Here is a 16,117-nt window from a genome sequence, read left to right on the forward strand (position 1 = left end):
GCTGGGATATTTAAGGCCAAAAAGAGTATGGACCATTTCCTTTATCGCGACGGCGCGCTGTATGCCGAGGATGTCGCTATTTCCGAGATTGCGGCAGCCGTGGGCACGCCGTTCTACGTTTATTCCACAGCGACGCTGCTCCGGCATTTCCGGCTGTTTGATGAAGCGCTGGCGGGCATGGACCATCTGGTCTGCTATGCGATGAAGGCCAATTCCAATCAGGCGGTGCTGCGGACGCTGGCGCAGGCGGGCGCGGGAATGGATGTGGTTTCGGGCGGGGAATACCGCCGCGCGCGGGCGGCTGGTGTGCCGGGCGACCGGATTGTCTTTTCCGGCGTAGGCAAGACCCGCGAAGAGATCCGGCTGGCGCTGGAAGGCGGCATCCGGCAGTTCAATGTGGAAAGCGAGCCGGAAATGGCGGTGCTGGACGCCGAAGCACAGGCGCTGGGTCTGCGCGCGCCGATCACCGTGCGGGTGAACCCGGATGTGGATGCCAAGACACACGCCAAGATCGCAACGGGCAAGTCAGAGAACAAGTTCGGCATCCCGATTTCCCGCGCGCGGGAGGTCTATGCGATGGCGGCCACCATGCCGGGGCTGGAAGTCATCGGCATCGACGTGCACATCGGCAGCCAGTTGACCGATCTTGAGCCCTACCGGCTGGCCTACCGCAAAGTGGCGGAACTCACCGAACAGCTGCGCGCGGATGGGCATGGCATCATGCGGCTGGACCTTGGGGGCGGCCTTGGCATCCCCTATGAGCGGAGCAATGCCGACCCGCCGCTGCCGTCTGACTACGGGCTGGTGGTGCGTGAGGAGTTGGGCCATCTGGGGTGCGAGATCGAGATTGAGCCGGGGCGTCTGATCGCGGGGAATGCAGGCCTGATGGTCAGCGAAGTGATCTACGTCAAATCCGGCGAGGGCCGGGATTTTCTGATTATTGACGGGGCAATGAATGACCTTATCCGGCCCGCTATGTATGAGGCGCACCACGATATCATCCCGGTCATAGAACCTGCACCGGGGGTAGAGCCGCAGCCGATCGACATCGTCGGGCCGGTCTGCGAATCCGGGGATACCTTTGCCAAGCAACGCCTGATGCCGCCGATGAAATCCGGTGATCTGGCGGCCTTCCGGTCCGCGGGCGCCTATGGTGCGGTGATGGCGAGCGAGTATAACTCACGCCCGCTGATCCCCGAAGTTCTGGTGCATGAAGATCAATTTGCGGTTATTCGCGCACGTCCGACCTTTGACGAAATGATAAACCGCGATACCATTCCCCCATGGTTTTGACCGCGCAGCCCTGATCCGGGCGTGCGGGGTCGTCTGGATAAGCCGCTTGAAAAGGGCAAACGCATGACCTCATTCACGCCAAATGACCTGCGCCATGCGCTCAGCCGATTGCGCTGGCCGTTGCGTCTGACCTGGGCGGGGATGCTGGTGGAGCGTCTGGTCCAGACGCTTTGGCCGCTGATGAGCATCTGTTTGCTGGTTCTGGCTGCCCTGATGCTGGGCATGCAGGACGTTGTGATGATCGAACTGGTCTGGGCCGGTGTCGTGCTGGCCGCGTTGGGAGGGGTGGCCGCATTGGTCTATGCCCTGCGTCAATTCCGACTGCCCACCAGGGGGGAGGCGATGGCGCGGCTGGATGCCAGCCTGCCGGGACGGCCCATTCAGGCAATGCTGGACGATCAGGCGATTGGTGACAGTGACGACGCCTCTGTCGCGGTCTGGCGGGCCCACAAGGCGCGGATGGCGGAACGCGCAGCAATGGCGCGCGCGGTGCCGGGCGATTTGCGGGTGTCCAAACGTGATCCTTTTGCACTACGCTATGTGGCGGTGCTGGCTTTTGCCATGGCATTGCTGTTCGGCTCTATCTGGCGGGTGGGATCGGTCACGGACATGGTGCCCGGCGGCACTGCACAAGCGGCGGGGCCGGTCTGGGAAGGCTGGGCGGAGCCCCCGCGCTATACCGGGTTGCCCACACTTTATCTGAACGATCTGGCCGAAGGTGCGCTGGAATTGCCCGAAGGGACGCTGATCACCTTGCGGTTCTACGGCGACGTCGGGGCGCTGACGCTGGCCGAAACCGTCTCGGGGCGCACGGGCGACTTGCCTGCGGCATCTGACCCCGCACAGGATTTCACGGTGTTGCAAGACGGCAGTTTTGCGATTTCGGGACCTGGTGGGCGCAGCTGGGATGTGACCCTGCGCCCGGACATCGCGCCGGAAGTGGAGCTTTTGGGCGCGCCGGACGTGGCCGCCTTGGGCGAGATGCGCCTGCCGTTCTCTGCCAGTGACGACTATGGCGTGGAAGCGGGGGAGGCGCGCATTGCGCTTGACCTTGATGCGGTCACGCGGCGCTACGGGCTGACCATCGACCCTGATCCGCGGGAAGATATCGTTGTGCCCCTGCCGATGCCGATCTCAGGGGACCGCGCATCGTTTGAAGAAAACATGATCGAGGATTTCTCGAAACACCCTTGGGCGAACCTGCCGGTGCAGATCAGCCTGAGCGTGCTGGATGCCGCCGAACAGGCAGGCCAGACCGACCCCAGTGCACTGGTCCTGCCGGGACGGCGCTTTTTTGCGCCTGCGGCGGCGGCGGTGATCGAGATGCGCCGCGATTTGCTGTGGTCCAAGGCCAATACGCCGCGCATCGCACAGGTATTGCGTGCGGTCAGTTACAAACCCGAAGATGCGTTCCGCTCCCAGACGACGGCGTTGCGTCTCAAGGGGGTGATCAAACGGCTGGAACTGCACGCCAATTACGGCCTCAGCGATGACATTCAGGAAGAACTGGCCGATGATCTGTGGGATCTGGCGATCGAGCTGGAAGAAGGTGTGCTGGCCGATGCGCTGGAACGGATGCGCCGCGCGCAGGAGCGGTTGCAGGAGGCGATGAAGAACGGCGCCAGCGATGAGGAAATCGCGGAGCTGATGGACGAGCTGCGCCGCGCAACCGAGGAATACATGCAGCAACTTCAGCGCCAGCAGGCGCAGGAGCGGGAGCAGAACGGCGACCAGCAGGGCCAGCAACAGCAGCAGGGCGAAAGCATGCAGATGACGCAGGATGACCTGCAACGCATGATGGATCACATTCAGGAGCTGATGGAGCAGGGCCGCATGGCCGAAGCCGAACAGGCGCTCAAGGAACTCCAGGAGATGATGGAGAACATGCGCATCACCGAAGGTCAGCAGGGTCAGGGCGGGCAATCGCCCGGAGAGCAGGCGATGGAGGGGCTGGCGGACACCTTGCGTCAGCAGCAAGGTCTCAGCGATCAGGCCTTCCGTGATCTTCAGGAGCAGTTCAATCCCGGCGCGCAAGCGGGTGAATCCGAAGGCAACGAGGGCCGCAACGGCGGTCAGGGCCGGGGCCAAAGCCATGAAGGCCAGCAAGGGCAGGGTCAGGGCAGCGGTCAGCAGCCGGGCCAGCAGCGGCAGGGTCAAAACGGCCAGCAGACCACGCCCGAAGGCGGGGAACAGGGCGAAGAGGGACTGGCCCAACGTCAGGAAGCGCTGCGCAATGAGTTGCGCCGCCAGCAGCAGAACCTGCCGGGGCAGGGCACGCCGGAAGGCGACGCCGCGCGGGACGCGCTGGACCGGGCTGGCCGCGCCATGGATGACGCAGAAGAGGCGTTGCGCAACGACAATCTGGCAGATGCCATCGACAACCAGAGCCAGGCGATGGAAGCCCTGCGCGAGGGCATGCGGGCCTTGGGCGATGCGATGGCCCAGCAGGAACAGAACCGCCAGCCCGGACAGGGCACAGCAGAATCCGATCGCCGCGCAGACAACCGCGACCCTCTGGGCCGGGAACAGGGCGGCAATGGCGCAAACAGCACCGACGCACCGCTGGCGCAAGGACCGGGTGGGTCCGAACGCGCACGGCGGTTGCTGGATGAGATCCGTCGCCGCTCAGGCGAAACCGAGCGGCCGGAGTTGGAACGCGACTACCTCAACCGGTTGTTGGAGCGGTTCTGAGCCGGGATCAGGCGCAGCAGCAGCGTTTCAGTTGGAGGACTGCGCCGCCTTGTCGTCAAGCCAGCTGGCCATGGATTGCACCTGCACATCGAGCCACCCGCGCAACCCGTCGACCCAGGTGACAAAGCTTGTCAGGAAGGGATCAAGTTGCGGCACGGCTTCCGCCAGCTGCGGTGCAAAGACATAGATGAGCGCCATCAGCACGAACAGCAGGACAATCAGCAAAAAGCCCATGCGAAACCCTCTGCGTTTCGGTGGAGTGGTTTCTTCATAGCTTTCGTCGGCTGTTGCGCCGCCATGCCCGTGATCGTCACTGCGCAGGGTCGAATTGATTTCTTCGATATCGGGGAGCAATTCACGGCGGGAGGTTGCGCCCACGGCACCCATGGCCGCTTCGGTCACCGGTTCACCACGCATGCGGGCCATCCGGCTGCGGGCCTGAACGGTGCGGGTGTCGGCATCATCTGAAGGTTCGGCGGTTTGCAGATCTGCATCCGACAGGTCTTCGCCGGGAGGGTCTTCCGCCTGCTGCAACCCAAGGTCAGGCTGGCTTTCCAATGGATCCTGATCCGCTTGCTGGCGCTTTCTGCGGGCTTCATGCTCCGCCTCGGCCTCTTGCCGCAGGATGTCCGCAACGGCGGGGTCCAACTGCCGCCGCGCGGGTTCCGGCCCCCCCGGCGGGGTGGGGGGCGGTGGCGGGGCGACCTCCTCATCCTCGTCGGGGATGTCCTCTGTTGTGCCCAATTCCTCCAGCGTTTCGGGATCTTCGTCGGGCATGTAATCGGGATGATGCTGGAACCACGTCTGTCCGCAATTGGAGCACTGGACGTCCCGGCCGGACGTCGGAACCACCTCATCGGGGACTTCGTACTGGGCGTCGCAATTGGGGCAGGTCAGCCGCATGTTGTGTTCCGTTGTTCGATCATGGCCACATATTGGTTTTGAACAGCAGCATATGGTTAAGAATTCGACTAGAAAAGCGATAATGCCGCTCAGAGTGGCCAAGTGACGGATTGAATCCTCAGCGGTGCTGAGGCACAACAGTCCCAAGAAAACAGGGTGGTTCCGTGATCGAGCTGGAAAATGTGGCCTACAGCTACGGCGGGGGCGAATTACTGTCGGATATTTCGCTGAAACTGGCACCGGGCTCGTTTCACTTTTTGACCGGCCCGTCGGGCGCGGGAAAGACGACACTTCTCAAGCTATGTTATGGCGCGTTGCTGCCCACGGCGGGCTATGTGCGGCTGTTTGATGCGGATGTGCGCGGGTTGGACCGGGATGACATCGCAGCGGTCCGGCGGCGGGTCGGGGTTGTGCATCAGGACGTGCAGTTTCTGGATCATCTGAGCGTCTCGGACAACGTGTCATTGCCCCTGATGGTGTCAGGCCGACAGGATGATGCGGCGGGCAATGATCTGGGGGAGCTGTTGTCCTGGGTCGGATTGACCAACCGTGCTGACGCGATGCCGCCTGAATTGTCCGGCGGCGAACGGCAGCGCGCCGCGGTGGCCCGCGCGGTGATCATGTCACCTGATGTGGTGCTGGCGGATGAGCCGACGGGGAACATTGACTGGGAGATGTCCCAACGCTTGCTGCGGCTGCTGATTGAGCTCAACAAGATGGGCAAGACCGTGCTGATCGCCACCCATGACCTGAGCCTCATTCGCGCCACCAAGGCCCATGTGCAGGCCCGCGTGCTGCGCATCGCCAATCGGCGCATTCAATTGGCGGGGGCGGACCTGTGAAGCTGGGTGGCGGCATCCTGCAACATCTGCGCGCCCTGGTTGCGGGAGACCGGCAGGCGGACCGCGTTGTGCCGCCATCGGGCTTTACCGCGCAGCTGACGGTCTTTGTGGCGGGTGCGATGGCCTTTCTGGCGGTCTTTGCGCTGGCGCTGTCACTGGCGGCCGGCAGGCTGGCGGAGCGTTGGGGGGACGAGTTGGCGCAGTCGGCCACGATCCGGATTGTCGCCCCGCTGGACCAGCGGCAGGCCCAGACGGAGGCCGCGTTGCGCATTTTGGAGACCACCGCAGGCGTGGCCACGGCGCGCGCACTGACCGATGAAGAACAACAGGCCCTGCTGGCGCCCTGGTTCGGACCGGATCTGGCGCTGGACACGCTGCCGGTGCCGCGTCTGATCGAAGTGATTGAGGAAGGCGATGGCATTGACCCTGTCGGCCTGCGGCTGCGCCTGTCGGCGGAGGTGCCCGGTGCGGTGTTGGATGATCATGGCCGCTGGCGCGCGCCTTTGGTGCAGGCGGCAGACCGGCTGCGCCTGCTGGGGTGGCTGTCGATTGTGCTGATTGGCGCGGCGGTGGCCGCAATGGTCACGCTTGCGGCCAGTGCGGCCCTTGCGGCCAATGCGCAGGTGATTGCGGTGCTGCGTCTGGTGGGCGCGCAGGATGACTACATCGCTCAGGCCTTTATCCGCCGCTTTACCCTGCGCACGCTGGCGGGTGCGGCGGTGGGCACGCTGTTGGGCGTGCTGGCGGTTGCCCTGCTGCCAAGCGCTTCGGATGTGGGCGGTTTCCTGACCGGGCTTGGCTTTCAGGGTGCCCATTGGCTGCTGCCGATTGTGATCCCGCTGCTGGCCGCTGGCGTGGCTTTTGCGGCCACCCGCGCCGCTGCCCGGCGCACTTTGCGAGGGTTGACCTGATGCTCCAGTGGATACGTTCGATCCTCTTCATTGTTCAGGCGACGGTGGCCATGCCGGTGATCGGCCTGATCTACGCGCCCTGGGCGATGTTCTCCAAACGCGGCGCCTATGGCGCGTGTCACGCCTATTCCGCCTGGTGCGTGTGGACCGCAGGCTGGATCATCGGGCTGCGCTGCGAAGTGCGCGGCACGCCGCCGGAGGGCGCGGTGCTGATCGCGGCGAAGCACCAGTCTTTTCTGGACATCATGTTGATTTTTCACGCGCTGCCTTTGGCCAAGTTCATCATGAAACGGGAAATCCTGTGGACGCCGGTGATTGGCCAATATGCCAAACGCATGCAGATGATCTCAGTGGACCGGGGCAAACGCGGCAAGGCGATTGCCAAGATGGTCGAAGACGTCAAGGCCGGTCAGATGGAGCCGGGACAGTTGATCATCTATTCCCAAGGCACCCGCGTCGCACCGGGCGTAAAGGCCCCCTATAAGGTGGGCACCGCTGTCCTTTATGAACAGCTGGATCAGACCTGCGTGCCGGTGGCGACCAATGCAGGCTACTTCTGGCCCCGCCGGGGATTGTATCGCAGGCCGGGGGTTGCGGTGGTTGAGTTTCTGGAGCCGATCCCGGCGGGCATGACCCGTGAGCCCTTCATGGCCCTGTTGGAAGAGCGGGTTGAAGCCGCTTCTGACGCCCTTTTGGCGGAAGCGAAGGCCGGCCATGCGTCGGATTAGCGACATCCCGGCACTGGAAGCGCTCTATGGCGTGCCCGGTGCGCCTGCGCTGCGCAAGGTCGCGCGGCAGCTGACACCGCTCTATCGGGACTGGATCATGGCGTCCAAGCTTTGCGTGCTCAGTACCGTTGGACCTGCGGGCACCGATGGCAGCCCGCGTGGTGACGATGGCCCTGTGGTGCTGGAACTGGACCCATCGAGGCTGGCGATGCCGGATTGGCGGGGCAACAACCGGCTGGACAGCCTGCGGAACATTGTGGCGGACGGGCGGGTGTCGCTGATGTTCATGGTGCCGGGATCTAACACGGTGGTGCGGGTGAATGGCACCGCATTCCTGACCGATGACGCGGATCTGCGCGCCCGGTTTGAAAAGAAGGGCCGCCAGCCCGCAACGGTGATCGTGATCGAGATTGCGGAGATCTACACCCAATGCGCCCGCGCCTTGATGCGCGCAGGCACATGGGCGGGCGTGGATGAAAGCGGTGCTTTGCCCACGGTGGGTGAGATCCTTGCCGAAATGACCAGCGGTGAGGAAGGCGGCGCGGCCTATGATCAGGACTGGGGACCTCGGGCCGCCAAGACGATGTGGTAGCAGCGCTCACGCGGCCGCAGCGCCGATCCTTTCGACCTTTTTGATCCAGCGGTCCACAAGCCCGGCTTTGGGATGGCTTGCACCGGCAAAATAGGTAAACCGCGTCGGTTTGAAACCGACAAAGCCGAGGATCTGGCCGCGCATCTGCCAGATCAGCGCCCGCCGATACAACAGCCGCATGATCCAGCCCGGTGTATCTGACGTCAGGATCACCCGCGCGGAACGCCCCGTGAGCATCGGTGAGGGCATGCCGCCCAGCTTGGGGGTTCTGGGATCAAAGGCCAGACCCGGCACAAAAGCGCGGTCGATCAACCCTTTCAGCCGGGCAGGCAACCCGCCCCACCACATCGGTGTTGTCAGCACCAGATGATCGCTCCACGCGATATCCGCCATCAGCTTCTGAAGGGCAGGTTCGAGCGGTTTGAAATCCGTGTAGGTGCCCTGGCCGAAGTCGTCATCGAAGTCGAGGTCAGACAGATGGGTAACGCGGACATCATGGCCTGCACGTGTGGCAGCAGTTTCATACCGTTCGGCAAAGGCCCGCGACAGGCTGGTGGCACCGGGGTGACCGTTGAGGACAAAGATCTTCTTGGCAGTCATGTTGATTCTCCTTAAATTGACTATGGTCATTTATTGATAGGTAAAGTGACCGTGGTCAATATAAAATTTGACCACGGTCAATTAATTGGAGAAAACGCCCCATGATCAAGCCAAAACAAAAGCGCACGCTGGAAACCCGCGCCAAGCTGATTGCACAGGCAAAGGCATGCATTCAGGAAGCCGGGTATGAGGCGCTGCGGGTCGAAGACGTGGTGGCGGGCGCAGGTGTGGCAAAGGGCACCTTCTTTGCGCATTTCCGGGACAAGGATGCCCTGATGGAGATCCTCATCGGGGCTGAGATGGATGCGCTTCTGGATCAGGCCGCCGCAGGGGCGGGGCCTACGGACGTGGAGCAGATCATCTCACGGCTGCACCCGTTGCACAGTTTCGTGACCTGTGAGCGCTATGTCTTCGACCTGATCTTGCGATACTCAGGTGCTGCTGCGGTGGCAGAGATCGGGCCCATTGCGATGACGTTCGGACGGTACATTGAGCTGGTCACTGGCTGGATGCCCTTGGGCGATTACCGCAAGGACGTCAGCGCTGATCTGCTGGCTGAGGGTGTGCAGGCCTTTGCGGTGCAGGCCATGGCGCTGCAATTCTGCGCATTGCATCAGACGCAGCGCTTTGATAAGCGGTTTGCCCGCTACCTGAAAGCCTGGCTCGCCCCGGTGTCATAGGGGGCGGAGCCACCCTACATGTGAATAGGACCATCCCCGCAGGCCAATGCGGCTTCCCGTACGGCTTCGGAATAGGTCGGATGCGCGTGGCAGGTCATCGCCAGATCCTGCGCGGAGGCGCCGAATTCCATCGCGACGCAGACCTCATGGATCAGATCACCTGCCGCAGGGCCGATGATATGGGCTCCCAGAATGCGGTCCGTTTCCTTGTCGGCAAGGATTTTCACAAAGCCGTCGCCCGCGAAATTGGCTTTGGCCCGTGCATTGCCCATGAAGGAGAATTTGCCAACCTTGTAGGCGCGTCCCGCTTCCTTGAGCGTCGCTTCGGTTTCGCCCACGTTGGCGACCTCGGGATGGGTGTAAATCACGCCGGGGATCACGCCATAGTTCACGTGGCCATGTTTGCCCGCGATCACCTCCGCCGCGGCCATGCCTTCGTCTTCGGCCTTGTGGGCCAGCATCGGGCCTTCGATCACGTCGCCGATGGCGTAGATGCCTTTGACGTTTGTCTCCCAATGGGCGTTGACGGCGATCTGGCCGCGCTTGGTCATCTCAATGCCCAAGGTGTCCAGACCAAGCCCATCGGTATAGGGTTTGCGCCCTGTGGCCACGAGGACAACATCCGCATCAAGCACATGTTCGCTGTCGTCCTTGCGCAGTTTGTAGGTCACCTTGGCTTTGGTTTTCATCGCCTCCGTGCCCTGAACGGCGGCACCCATGACGAACTTCAGACCCTGTTTCTTGAGCGTCCGCTGGAAGACCTTTTGCACCTCGGGGTCCATGCCGGGCGTGATGGCGTCGAGGTATTCGATCACGGTCACTTCGGCCCCCAGCCGCGCGTAGACGCTGCCGAGTTCCAGCCCAATCACGCCCGCACCGATGACGGCCATGGAGCGCGGCACCTTGCCCAACTCCAGCGCGCCGGTTGAGGTCACGACGGTTTTTTCATCCACCTCCACACCCGGCAGGCTGGAAGGCTCTGACCCGGAAGCGATGATGATGCTCTTCGCTTCATGCAGCTCATCGCCCACTTTGACCTTGCCGGCTTCCGGGATGGAGCCCCAGCCCTTGAGCCAGTCGATCTTGTTCTTTTTGAACAGAAATTCGATGCCCTTGGTGTTGGTGTCGATGGTAGAGGTTTTGTATTTCTGCATCTGCGGCCAGTCGACGGAAGGCGATTTGCCCTTGAGGCCCATTTCGGCAAAGTTGTGTTCGGCCTCGTGCAGCATGTGGGACGCGTGCAGCAGCGCCTTGGAGGGGATGCAGCCCACGTTCAGGCATGTGCCGCCCAGCGTGTCGCGGCCTTCAACACAGGCCACCTTGAGGCCCAGTTGTGCGCAGCGAATGGCGCAGACATAGCCGCCGGGGCCGGAGCCGATCACGATGACATCATAGCTGGACATGGGGGAGACTCCTTGGGCGGTATTTCGTGTTGCAGATGAGGGTAGGGGGGCCAGCCCCCCGGCGCAAGCGCCGTCCCCCGGGTTTTTGGGACCATTTGGAAGGGTTCAGGTGAGGGCGGCGATCAGCATCAGGGTGATGGAGCCGAAACCGGCGAACCAGATGAGGGAGCGCCAGGGTTTCAGGCCAAGGGCATATGCGGGGACGTATGCGACGCGCGCGGCAAGGTAGGTCCAGGCGCAAGCGGCGGTGAAAGGCGTGTTTTGGCCTGACAGTTGGATGACCAGCACGGCGATGGTGAAGAGGGCCAGGCTTTCGAAATGGTTGGCAAAGGCGCGGCCCAGGCGGGCGGTGGTTTCGGACATCTCGCGCGAGGGTTCCCGGTCGCGGGCGGACATGGTGTAGCCCATGCCAAGGTCGCGGTTGGCAGGGATCGCATAGGCCGCGAATTGCACGACTTGCAGGAGGGCGGCGAGGGTGAGGGCGGTGAGTTCGGGGGTCATTCGGCGGCGTGCAGCGTTGTCTTGGCGTTGGCGATGGCATTGTCGAGCGGCCGGCCATCGTCATGGGCTGCGATGATCCGTTCGAGCGCGGCTTTGAGCCGCGCGACTTCGCCCGGTGCGGCGGGTTTGGCACGCGCGAAGAAATCCGCGTCGAGGGGCGGGTTTTCGTCGAAAGCGGCAGGTGGCTTTTGGCGGGCTTTCATGGTGTTTCTCTCTTGTTCGCTTTGCGCAGGGAGATGATACGGATCGTATCCGCACGGATAGCATATACCAGAACATGATACCGGTCGCCGATTTTTCCAAGAGCCTGCATTCGTGTCTCACCGTAGTCGTATCGCGTGTCTTCGGCCTCGATTGCGCCAGCCCAGTCAAATTGTGTGACTATGGAAAAGGCAACACCATGCTTCTCAAGGTTCTGGCGTGCCTTTTCCGAATCCCAGTCATATGGGGGTGGTGGGGTGTCTTGCATCGAGGCTTTGACGGTCCTGTCTACAAATCCATCAACAACCGCCGCGGATCTTCCAGCATCTCTTTCACCCGCACAAGGAAGGTCACCGCCCCTTTGCCGTCGATGATCCGGTGGTCATAGCTGAGCGAGATGTACATCATCGGGCGGATGACAACCTCGCCGCCAATCGCCATCGGGCGGTCCTGGATTTTCGCCATGCCGAGGATGCCCGACTGCGGTGGGTTCAGGATCGGGGCGGTCATCAGGGAGCCGTAGACGCCGCCGTTGGAGATGGTGAAGGTGCCACCGGTCATGTCGGCCATGGTCAGTTTGCCGTCACGGGCTTTGCGGCCCATCACGTTGATGCCTTTTTCGATCTCCGAAAAGGACATGCTGTCCACGTCGCGGATCACGGGCACGACGAGGCCCGTGGGCGTGCCTGCGGCGACGCCCATGTGCACGTAGTTCTTGTAGATCACATCCGTGCCGTCGATCTCTGCGTTGACCTCGGGGATTTCCTTCAAAGCATGGCAGCAGGCCTTGGTGAAGAAGGACATGAAGCCCATGCGCACGCCGTGTTTCTTTTCAAAATCAGCCTTGTAGGCATTCCGGATCGCCATCACCTCGGTCATGTCGACCTCGTTGAAAGTAGTGAGGATCGCGGCGGTGTTCTGCGCTTCCTTGAGGCGGCGGGCCATGGTTTGCTTCAGGCGCGTCATGCGGACGCGCTCTTCGCGGGAAGCATCGTCGGCGGCAGAGGGGGCGCGGGGGGGCGCGGCAGCAGCTGCGGGTGTGGCGGGCGCAGCAGTGGCGCCTGCGGCAATGGCGCGTGCGACGTCTTCTTTCATCACGCGGCCATCACGGCCGGAACCGGTGACCTGATCGCCGGAAAGACCCGCTTCGGCCATGGCTTTCTTGGCGGCAGGCGCGTCTTCGACGTCTTTGCCACCAGAGGCGGGGGCAGCAGCGGCGGGCGCGGGTGCAGCAGCGGGGGCTGCGGCAGCGGCACCAGAGCCTGAGGCGATAACGGCGAGTTTGGCGCTGGCCTCCACGGTGCTGCCTTCGGCGGCGAGGATTTCGCTCAATGTGCCTGCGGCAGGGCTGGGGACTTCGACGCTGACCTTGTCGGTTTCCAGCTCACATAGCATCTCATCCTGCGCGACAGCATCGCCGACTTTCTTGAACCAGGTGGCCACGGTCGCTTCGGTCACGGATTCCCCAAGAGTGGGGACCATCACATCGACGTTGGCACCGCCAGCGGCAGGCGCGGCGGCTTGAGCAGGGGCGGCGGCAGCGGCGGGGGCAGCAGCGGCACCTGCGCCTTCGGTGATGTTGGCCAGAAGGGCATCCACGCCAACGGTGTCGCCTTCGGCGGCGACAATCTCGCTCAGGGTGCCTGCGACGGGGCTGGGTACTTCGACGGTCACTTTGTCCGTTTCCAGTTCACACAGCATTTCATCGACGGCAACAGCATCGCCGGGTTTCTTGAACCATGTGGCGACGGTGGCTTCGGTCACGGATTCGCCAAGGGTTGGCACACGTACTTCAGTCATGATTATTTTCCTTCGAGGGTCAGCGCATCGTCAACGAGGGCTGCTTGTTGTGCTTTGTGTTGGCTTGCCAGACCGGTCGCGGGTGAGGCGGCGGTGACGCGGCCGGCATAGATCGGGCGTTTGTGCTTGGCTTTGATGCGGCCCAGCACCCATTCGATGTTGGGCTCCATAAAGGTCCAGGCGCCCTGGTTCTTCGGCTCTTCCTGGCACCAGACCATTTCGGCGTTCTTGAACCGCTCCAGCTCCTTCACGGCGGATTGCGCGGGGAAGGGGTAGAACTGCTCAAACCGGAGCAGATAGACGTCATCAATGCCGCGCGCATCGCGTTCTTCCAGCAGGTCGTAGTAGACCTTGCCCGAGCACATCACCACGCGCTTGATCTTGCTATCTGCCACCAGTTTGGTTTCGGAATTGCCGTATTGCGCGTCGTCCCAGACGATCCGGTGGAAGCTGGAGCCGGTGGTGAATTCCTCTGCCTTGCTGACGGCCAGCTTGTGGCGCAGCAGCGACTTGGGGGTCATCAGCATCAGCGGCTTGCGGTAGCTGCGGTGCAGCTGACGGCGCAGCAGGTGGAAGTAGTTGGCGGGCGTGGTGCAATTGGCCACGATCCAGTTGTCGCCGCCGCACATGGTCAGGAAACGCTCCAGTCGCGCGGAGGAGTGTTCGGGGCCTTGCCCTTCGTATCCATGGGGCATCAGGCAGACGAGACCGGACATGCGCAGCCATTTCGATTCACCACTTGAGATGAACTGATCGAACATGATCTGCGCGCCATTGGCGAAATCGCCAAATTGCGCCTCCCACAGGGTCAGCGCGTTGGGTTCGGCCAGCGAGTAGCCATACTCGAACCCCAGCACCGCATATTCTGACAGCATCGAGTCGATGACTTCGTACTGCGCCTGACCCTCTTTGATGTTGTTGAGCGGGTAATAGCGTTCTTCCGTTTCCTGATTGATCAGGCCGGAGTGGCGTTGGCTGAACGTGCCGCGGGTGCTGTCCTGACCGGCCAGACGCACCTTGTAGCCTTCGGTGAGCAGGGACCCAAAGGCCAGTGCCTCCGCCGTGGCCCAGTCAAAGCCCTCGCCGGTTTCAAACATCTTGGCTTTGGTTTCCAGCAGGCGGGCCACGGTTTTGTGCAGTGGGAAGTCATCGGGCGCCTTGACCAGCGCACGGCCCACTTCGTCAAAGGTTGCCTTGGCAATCGCTGTCTTGCCGCGCTGGTACTTCTCTCCGCGTTTGTCGAGGTGGGACCATTTGCCATCGAGCCAATCCGCCTTGTTGGGGCGGTAGTCTTTGCCGGCTTCAAACTCATCATTCATGAATTTCTGGAAGTCGGCTTTCATGTCCTCAATCTCGCCTTCCGGCACCAGACCGTCTTTCACTAGACGTTCGGAATAGAGGCTGAGGGTGGTCTTGTGGCCCTTGATCTTCTTGTACATCATCGGGTTGGTGAACATCGGCTCATCGCCTTCGTTGTGGCCAAACCGACGGTAGCAAATGAGGTCGATCACCACGTCCTTGTGGAACTTCTGGCGGAATTCCGTGGCGACGCGGGCGGCGTGCACGACTGCCTCCGGATCGTCCCCGTTCACGTGGAAAATCGGCGCCTCGACCACCAGCGCGTTGTCGGTGGGATAGGGGGAGGAGCGGGAGAAGTGTGGTGCGGTTGTGAACCCGATCTGGTTGTTCACCACGATGTGCATCGTCCCGCCTGTCTTGTGCCCGCGCAGTCCGGACAGGGCGAAACACTCAGCCACCACACCCTGACCGGCAAAGGCCGCATCGCCGTGCAGCAGGATCGGCATGACCGTCGTGCGGTCGTCATCGCCGTTCTGGTCCTGCTTGGCGCGCGCCTTGCCCAGCACCACAGGGTTCACCGCCTCAAGGTGCGAGGGGTTTGCCGTGAGGCTGAGGTGCACTGAATTGCCGTCAAACTCCCGATCCGAGGAGGCACCAAGGTGGTATTTCACATCGCCAGAGCCGTCGACATCTTCGGGTTTGAAGCTGCCGCCCTGAAATTCGTTGAAGATCGCGCGATAGGGTTTGGCCATCACATTGGCCAGCACGCTCAGGCGGCCACGGTGGGGCATGCCGATCACGATGTCCTTGACCCCCAGCGCGCCGCCGCGCTTGATGATCTGCTCCATCGCGGGGACCAGGCTTTCGCCGCCATCAAGGCCGAACCGCTTGGTGCCCATGTATTTGACGTGCAGGAACTTCTCGAACCCCTCCGCCTCAACCAGCTTGGACAGGATCGCCTTGCGCCCGTTCTTGGTGAAGGCGATTTCCTTACCGTAGCCTTCGATGCGTTCCTTCAGCCAGCCGGCCTGTTCAGGATCGGAGATGTGCATGTATTGCAGCGCGAAAGTGCCGCAATAGGTGGCTTTCACGATATCGACGATCTGTTTCATCGTCGCGATCTCAAGTCCCAGCACGTTGTCGATGAAGATTGGCCGGTCCATGTCCGCATCGGTGAAGCCATAGGCCTTGGGATCAAGTTCTGGATGGGCGGTCTGCTCGCGCATGTTCAGCGGGTCGAGGTCTGCTGCCAGATGGCCCCGGATGCGGTAAGCGCGGATCAGCATCAGCGCGCGGATGGAATCCAGCACCGCCTGTTTGACCTGATCGTCGCTGAGCGAGACGCCTTTTTCCGCCGCCTTGGCTTGGATTTTCTGGCCCGCCGCTTCGCCTTCTGCCGGTTCCGGCCAGATGCCCGTGAGCGCGCCCATCACATCGCCTGCCGGGGCAGGGGGCCAATCGCGGCGCGCCCATGAGGGGCCTGCGGCTTCGGCTTCAACCTCTTTGCGTTCATCGCCCAAGGCTTTGAAGAAGACGTGCCATGCTTCGTCGACCGAGGAGGGGTCAGAGGCATACCGCGCGTACATCTGTTCGAGGTACTCGGCGTTGTCGCCTTCCATGAAGGAAGAGGCGTGGAAGTGGTCGTTGGCGGGTTGTTCGGTCATTTGCTAAAT

Annotated in this window: 15 protein-coding genes; 7 read left to right on the forward strand and 8 right to left on the reverse strand. The window is 62.4% G+C overall.

Annotated elements, in window-relative coordinates; translation table 11 throughout:
* The first annotated feature begins 27 nt into the window (after window positions 1-27).
* Window positions 28-1,293, forward strand: coding sequence for a diaminopimelate decarboxylase (lysA, locus tag Q1A91_RS13425; RefSeq protein WP_299878138.1), 1,266 nt, complete (start codon window positions 28-30; stop codon window positions 1,291-1,293).
* Window positions 1,294-1,356: 63 nt separating this feature from the next.
* The gene (locus Q1A91_RS13430) at window positions 1,357-3,984 is read left to right on the forward strand and encodes a TIGR02302 family protein (RefSeq protein ID WP_299878141.1); all 2,628 of its coding nucleotides are present in this window, start codon (window positions 1,357-1,359) and stop codon (window positions 3,982-3,984) included.
* A gap of 27 nt (window positions 3,985-4,011) precedes the next feature.
* On the opposite strand, the gene Q1A91_RS13435 is transcribed toward Q1A91_RS13430, so the two are convergent.
* Complete coding sequence (locus Q1A91_RS13435; RefSeq protein ID WP_299878144.1) at window positions 4,012-4,887, reverse strand: zinc-ribbon domain-containing protein; 876 nt, start codon at window positions 4,885-4,887, stop codon at window positions 4,012-4,014.
* Window positions 4,888-5,051: 164 nt separating this feature from the next.
* Between Q1A91_RS13435 and Q1A91_RS13440 the strand changes: the two genes are divergently transcribed.
* The 4 genes from Q1A91_RS13440 to Q1A91_RS13455 are packed head-to-tail and all read left to right on the forward strand — an operon-like array spanning window position 5,052 to window position 7,960.
* Entirely contained in the window at window positions 5,052-5,729 is a 678-nt protein-coding gene (locus Q1A91_RS13440; RefSeq protein WP_299878146.1) for a cell division ATP-binding protein FtsE, read from the forward strand.
* The gene (locus Q1A91_RS13445) at window positions 5,726-6,640 is read left to right on the forward strand and encodes an FtsX-like permease family protein (protein WP_299878150.1); all 915 of its coding nucleotides are present in this window, start codon (window positions 5,726-5,728) and stop codon (window positions 6,638-6,640) included. Before Q1A91_RS13440 ends, Q1A91_RS13445 begins: the two co-directional genes overlap by 4 nt.
* Entirely contained in the window at window positions 6,640-7,368 is a 729-nt protein-coding gene (locus Q1A91_RS13450; RefSeq protein ID WP_299878153.1) for a 1-acyl-sn-glycerol-3-phosphate acyltransferase, read from the forward strand. Before Q1A91_RS13445 ends, Q1A91_RS13450 begins: the two co-directional genes overlap by 1 nt.
* The gene (locus Q1A91_RS13455; protein WP_299878156.1) at window positions 7,355-7,960 is read left to right on the forward strand and encodes a pyridoxamine 5'-phosphate oxidase family protein; all 606 of its coding nucleotides are present in this window, start codon (window positions 7,355-7,357) and stop codon (window positions 7,958-7,960) included. The genes Q1A91_RS13450 and Q1A91_RS13455 overlap by 14 nt, the downstream gene beginning before the upstream one ends.
* A gap of 6 nt (window positions 7,961-7,966) precedes the next feature.
* Here the strand turns inward: Q1A91_RS13455 and Q1A91_RS13460 are convergent, their stop codons facing one another.
* Window positions 7,967-8,560, reverse strand: coding sequence for an NAD(P)H-dependent oxidoreductase (locus Q1A91_RS13460; RefSeq protein WP_299878160.1), 594 nt, complete (start codon window positions 8,558-8,560; stop codon window positions 7,967-7,969).
* A gap of 101 nt (window positions 8,561-8,661) precedes the next feature.
* On the opposite strand from Q1A91_RS13460, the gene Q1A91_RS13465 reads away from it, so the two are divergent.
* Window positions 8,662-9,240, forward strand: a complete 579-nt coding sequence (locus Q1A91_RS13465; protein WP_299878163.1) for a TetR/AcrR family transcriptional regulator — start codon at window positions 8,662-8,664, stop codon at window positions 9,238-9,240.
* Window positions 9,241-9,254: 14 nt separating this feature from the next.
* On the opposite strand, the gene lpdA is transcribed toward Q1A91_RS13465, so the two are convergent.
* The 6 genes from lpdA to Q1A91_RS13495 form a co-directional block, all read right to left on the reverse strand.
* Entirely contained in the window at window positions 9,255-10,643 is a 1,389-nt protein-coding gene (gene lpdA / locus Q1A91_RS13470; RefSeq protein ID WP_299878166.1) for a dihydrolipoyl dehydrogenase, read from the reverse strand.
* 105 nt (window positions 10,644-10,748) lie between these two features.
* Window positions 10,749-11,144 carry an MAPEG family protein gene (locus Q1A91_RS13475; RefSeq protein WP_299878169.1) on the reverse strand — a complete coding sequence of 132 codons (396 nt, stop codon included), beginning with the start codon at window positions 11,142-11,144 and terminating at the stop codon, window positions 10,749-10,751.
* Window positions 11,141-11,347, reverse strand: a complete 207-nt coding sequence (locus Q1A91_RS13480) for a hypothetical protein (RefSeq protein ID WP_299878172.1) — start codon at window positions 11,345-11,347, stop codon at window positions 11,141-11,143. The genes Q1A91_RS13475 and Q1A91_RS13480 overlap by 4 nt, the downstream gene beginning before the upstream one ends.
* The gene (locus tag Q1A91_RS13485) at window positions 11,344-11,613 is read right to left on the reverse strand and encodes a BrnT family toxin (RefSeq protein ID WP_299878175.1); all 270 of its coding nucleotides are present in this window, start codon (window positions 11,611-11,613) and stop codon (window positions 11,344-11,346) included. Before Q1A91_RS13485 ends, Q1A91_RS13480 begins: the two co-directional genes overlap by 4 nt.
* Window positions 11,614-11,633: 20 nt before the next feature.
* Window positions 11,634-13,148: a 2-oxoglutarate dehydrogenase complex dihydrolipoyllysine-residue succinyltransferase gene (odhB, locus tag Q1A91_RS13490; protein WP_299879440.1), complete on the reverse strand. Its 1,515-nt coding sequence runs from the start codon at window positions 13,146-13,148 to the stop codon at window positions 11,634-11,636.
* The gene (locus Q1A91_RS13495) at window positions 13,148-16,108 is read right to left on the reverse strand and encodes a 2-oxoglutarate dehydrogenase E1 component (RefSeq protein WP_299878177.1); all 2,961 of its coding nucleotides are present in this window, start codon (window positions 16,106-16,108) and stop codon (window positions 13,148-13,150) included. The genes odhB and Q1A91_RS13495 overlap by 1 nt, the downstream gene beginning before the upstream one ends.
* Window positions 16,109-16,117 lie beyond the last annotated feature (9 nt).

Source organism: uncultured Sulfitobacter sp., from assembly GCF_947500075.1.
In the GTDB taxonomy this organism is placed as follows: domain Bacteria; phylum Pseudomonadota; class Alphaproteobacteria; order Rhodobacterales; family Rhodobacteraceae; genus Sulfitobacter.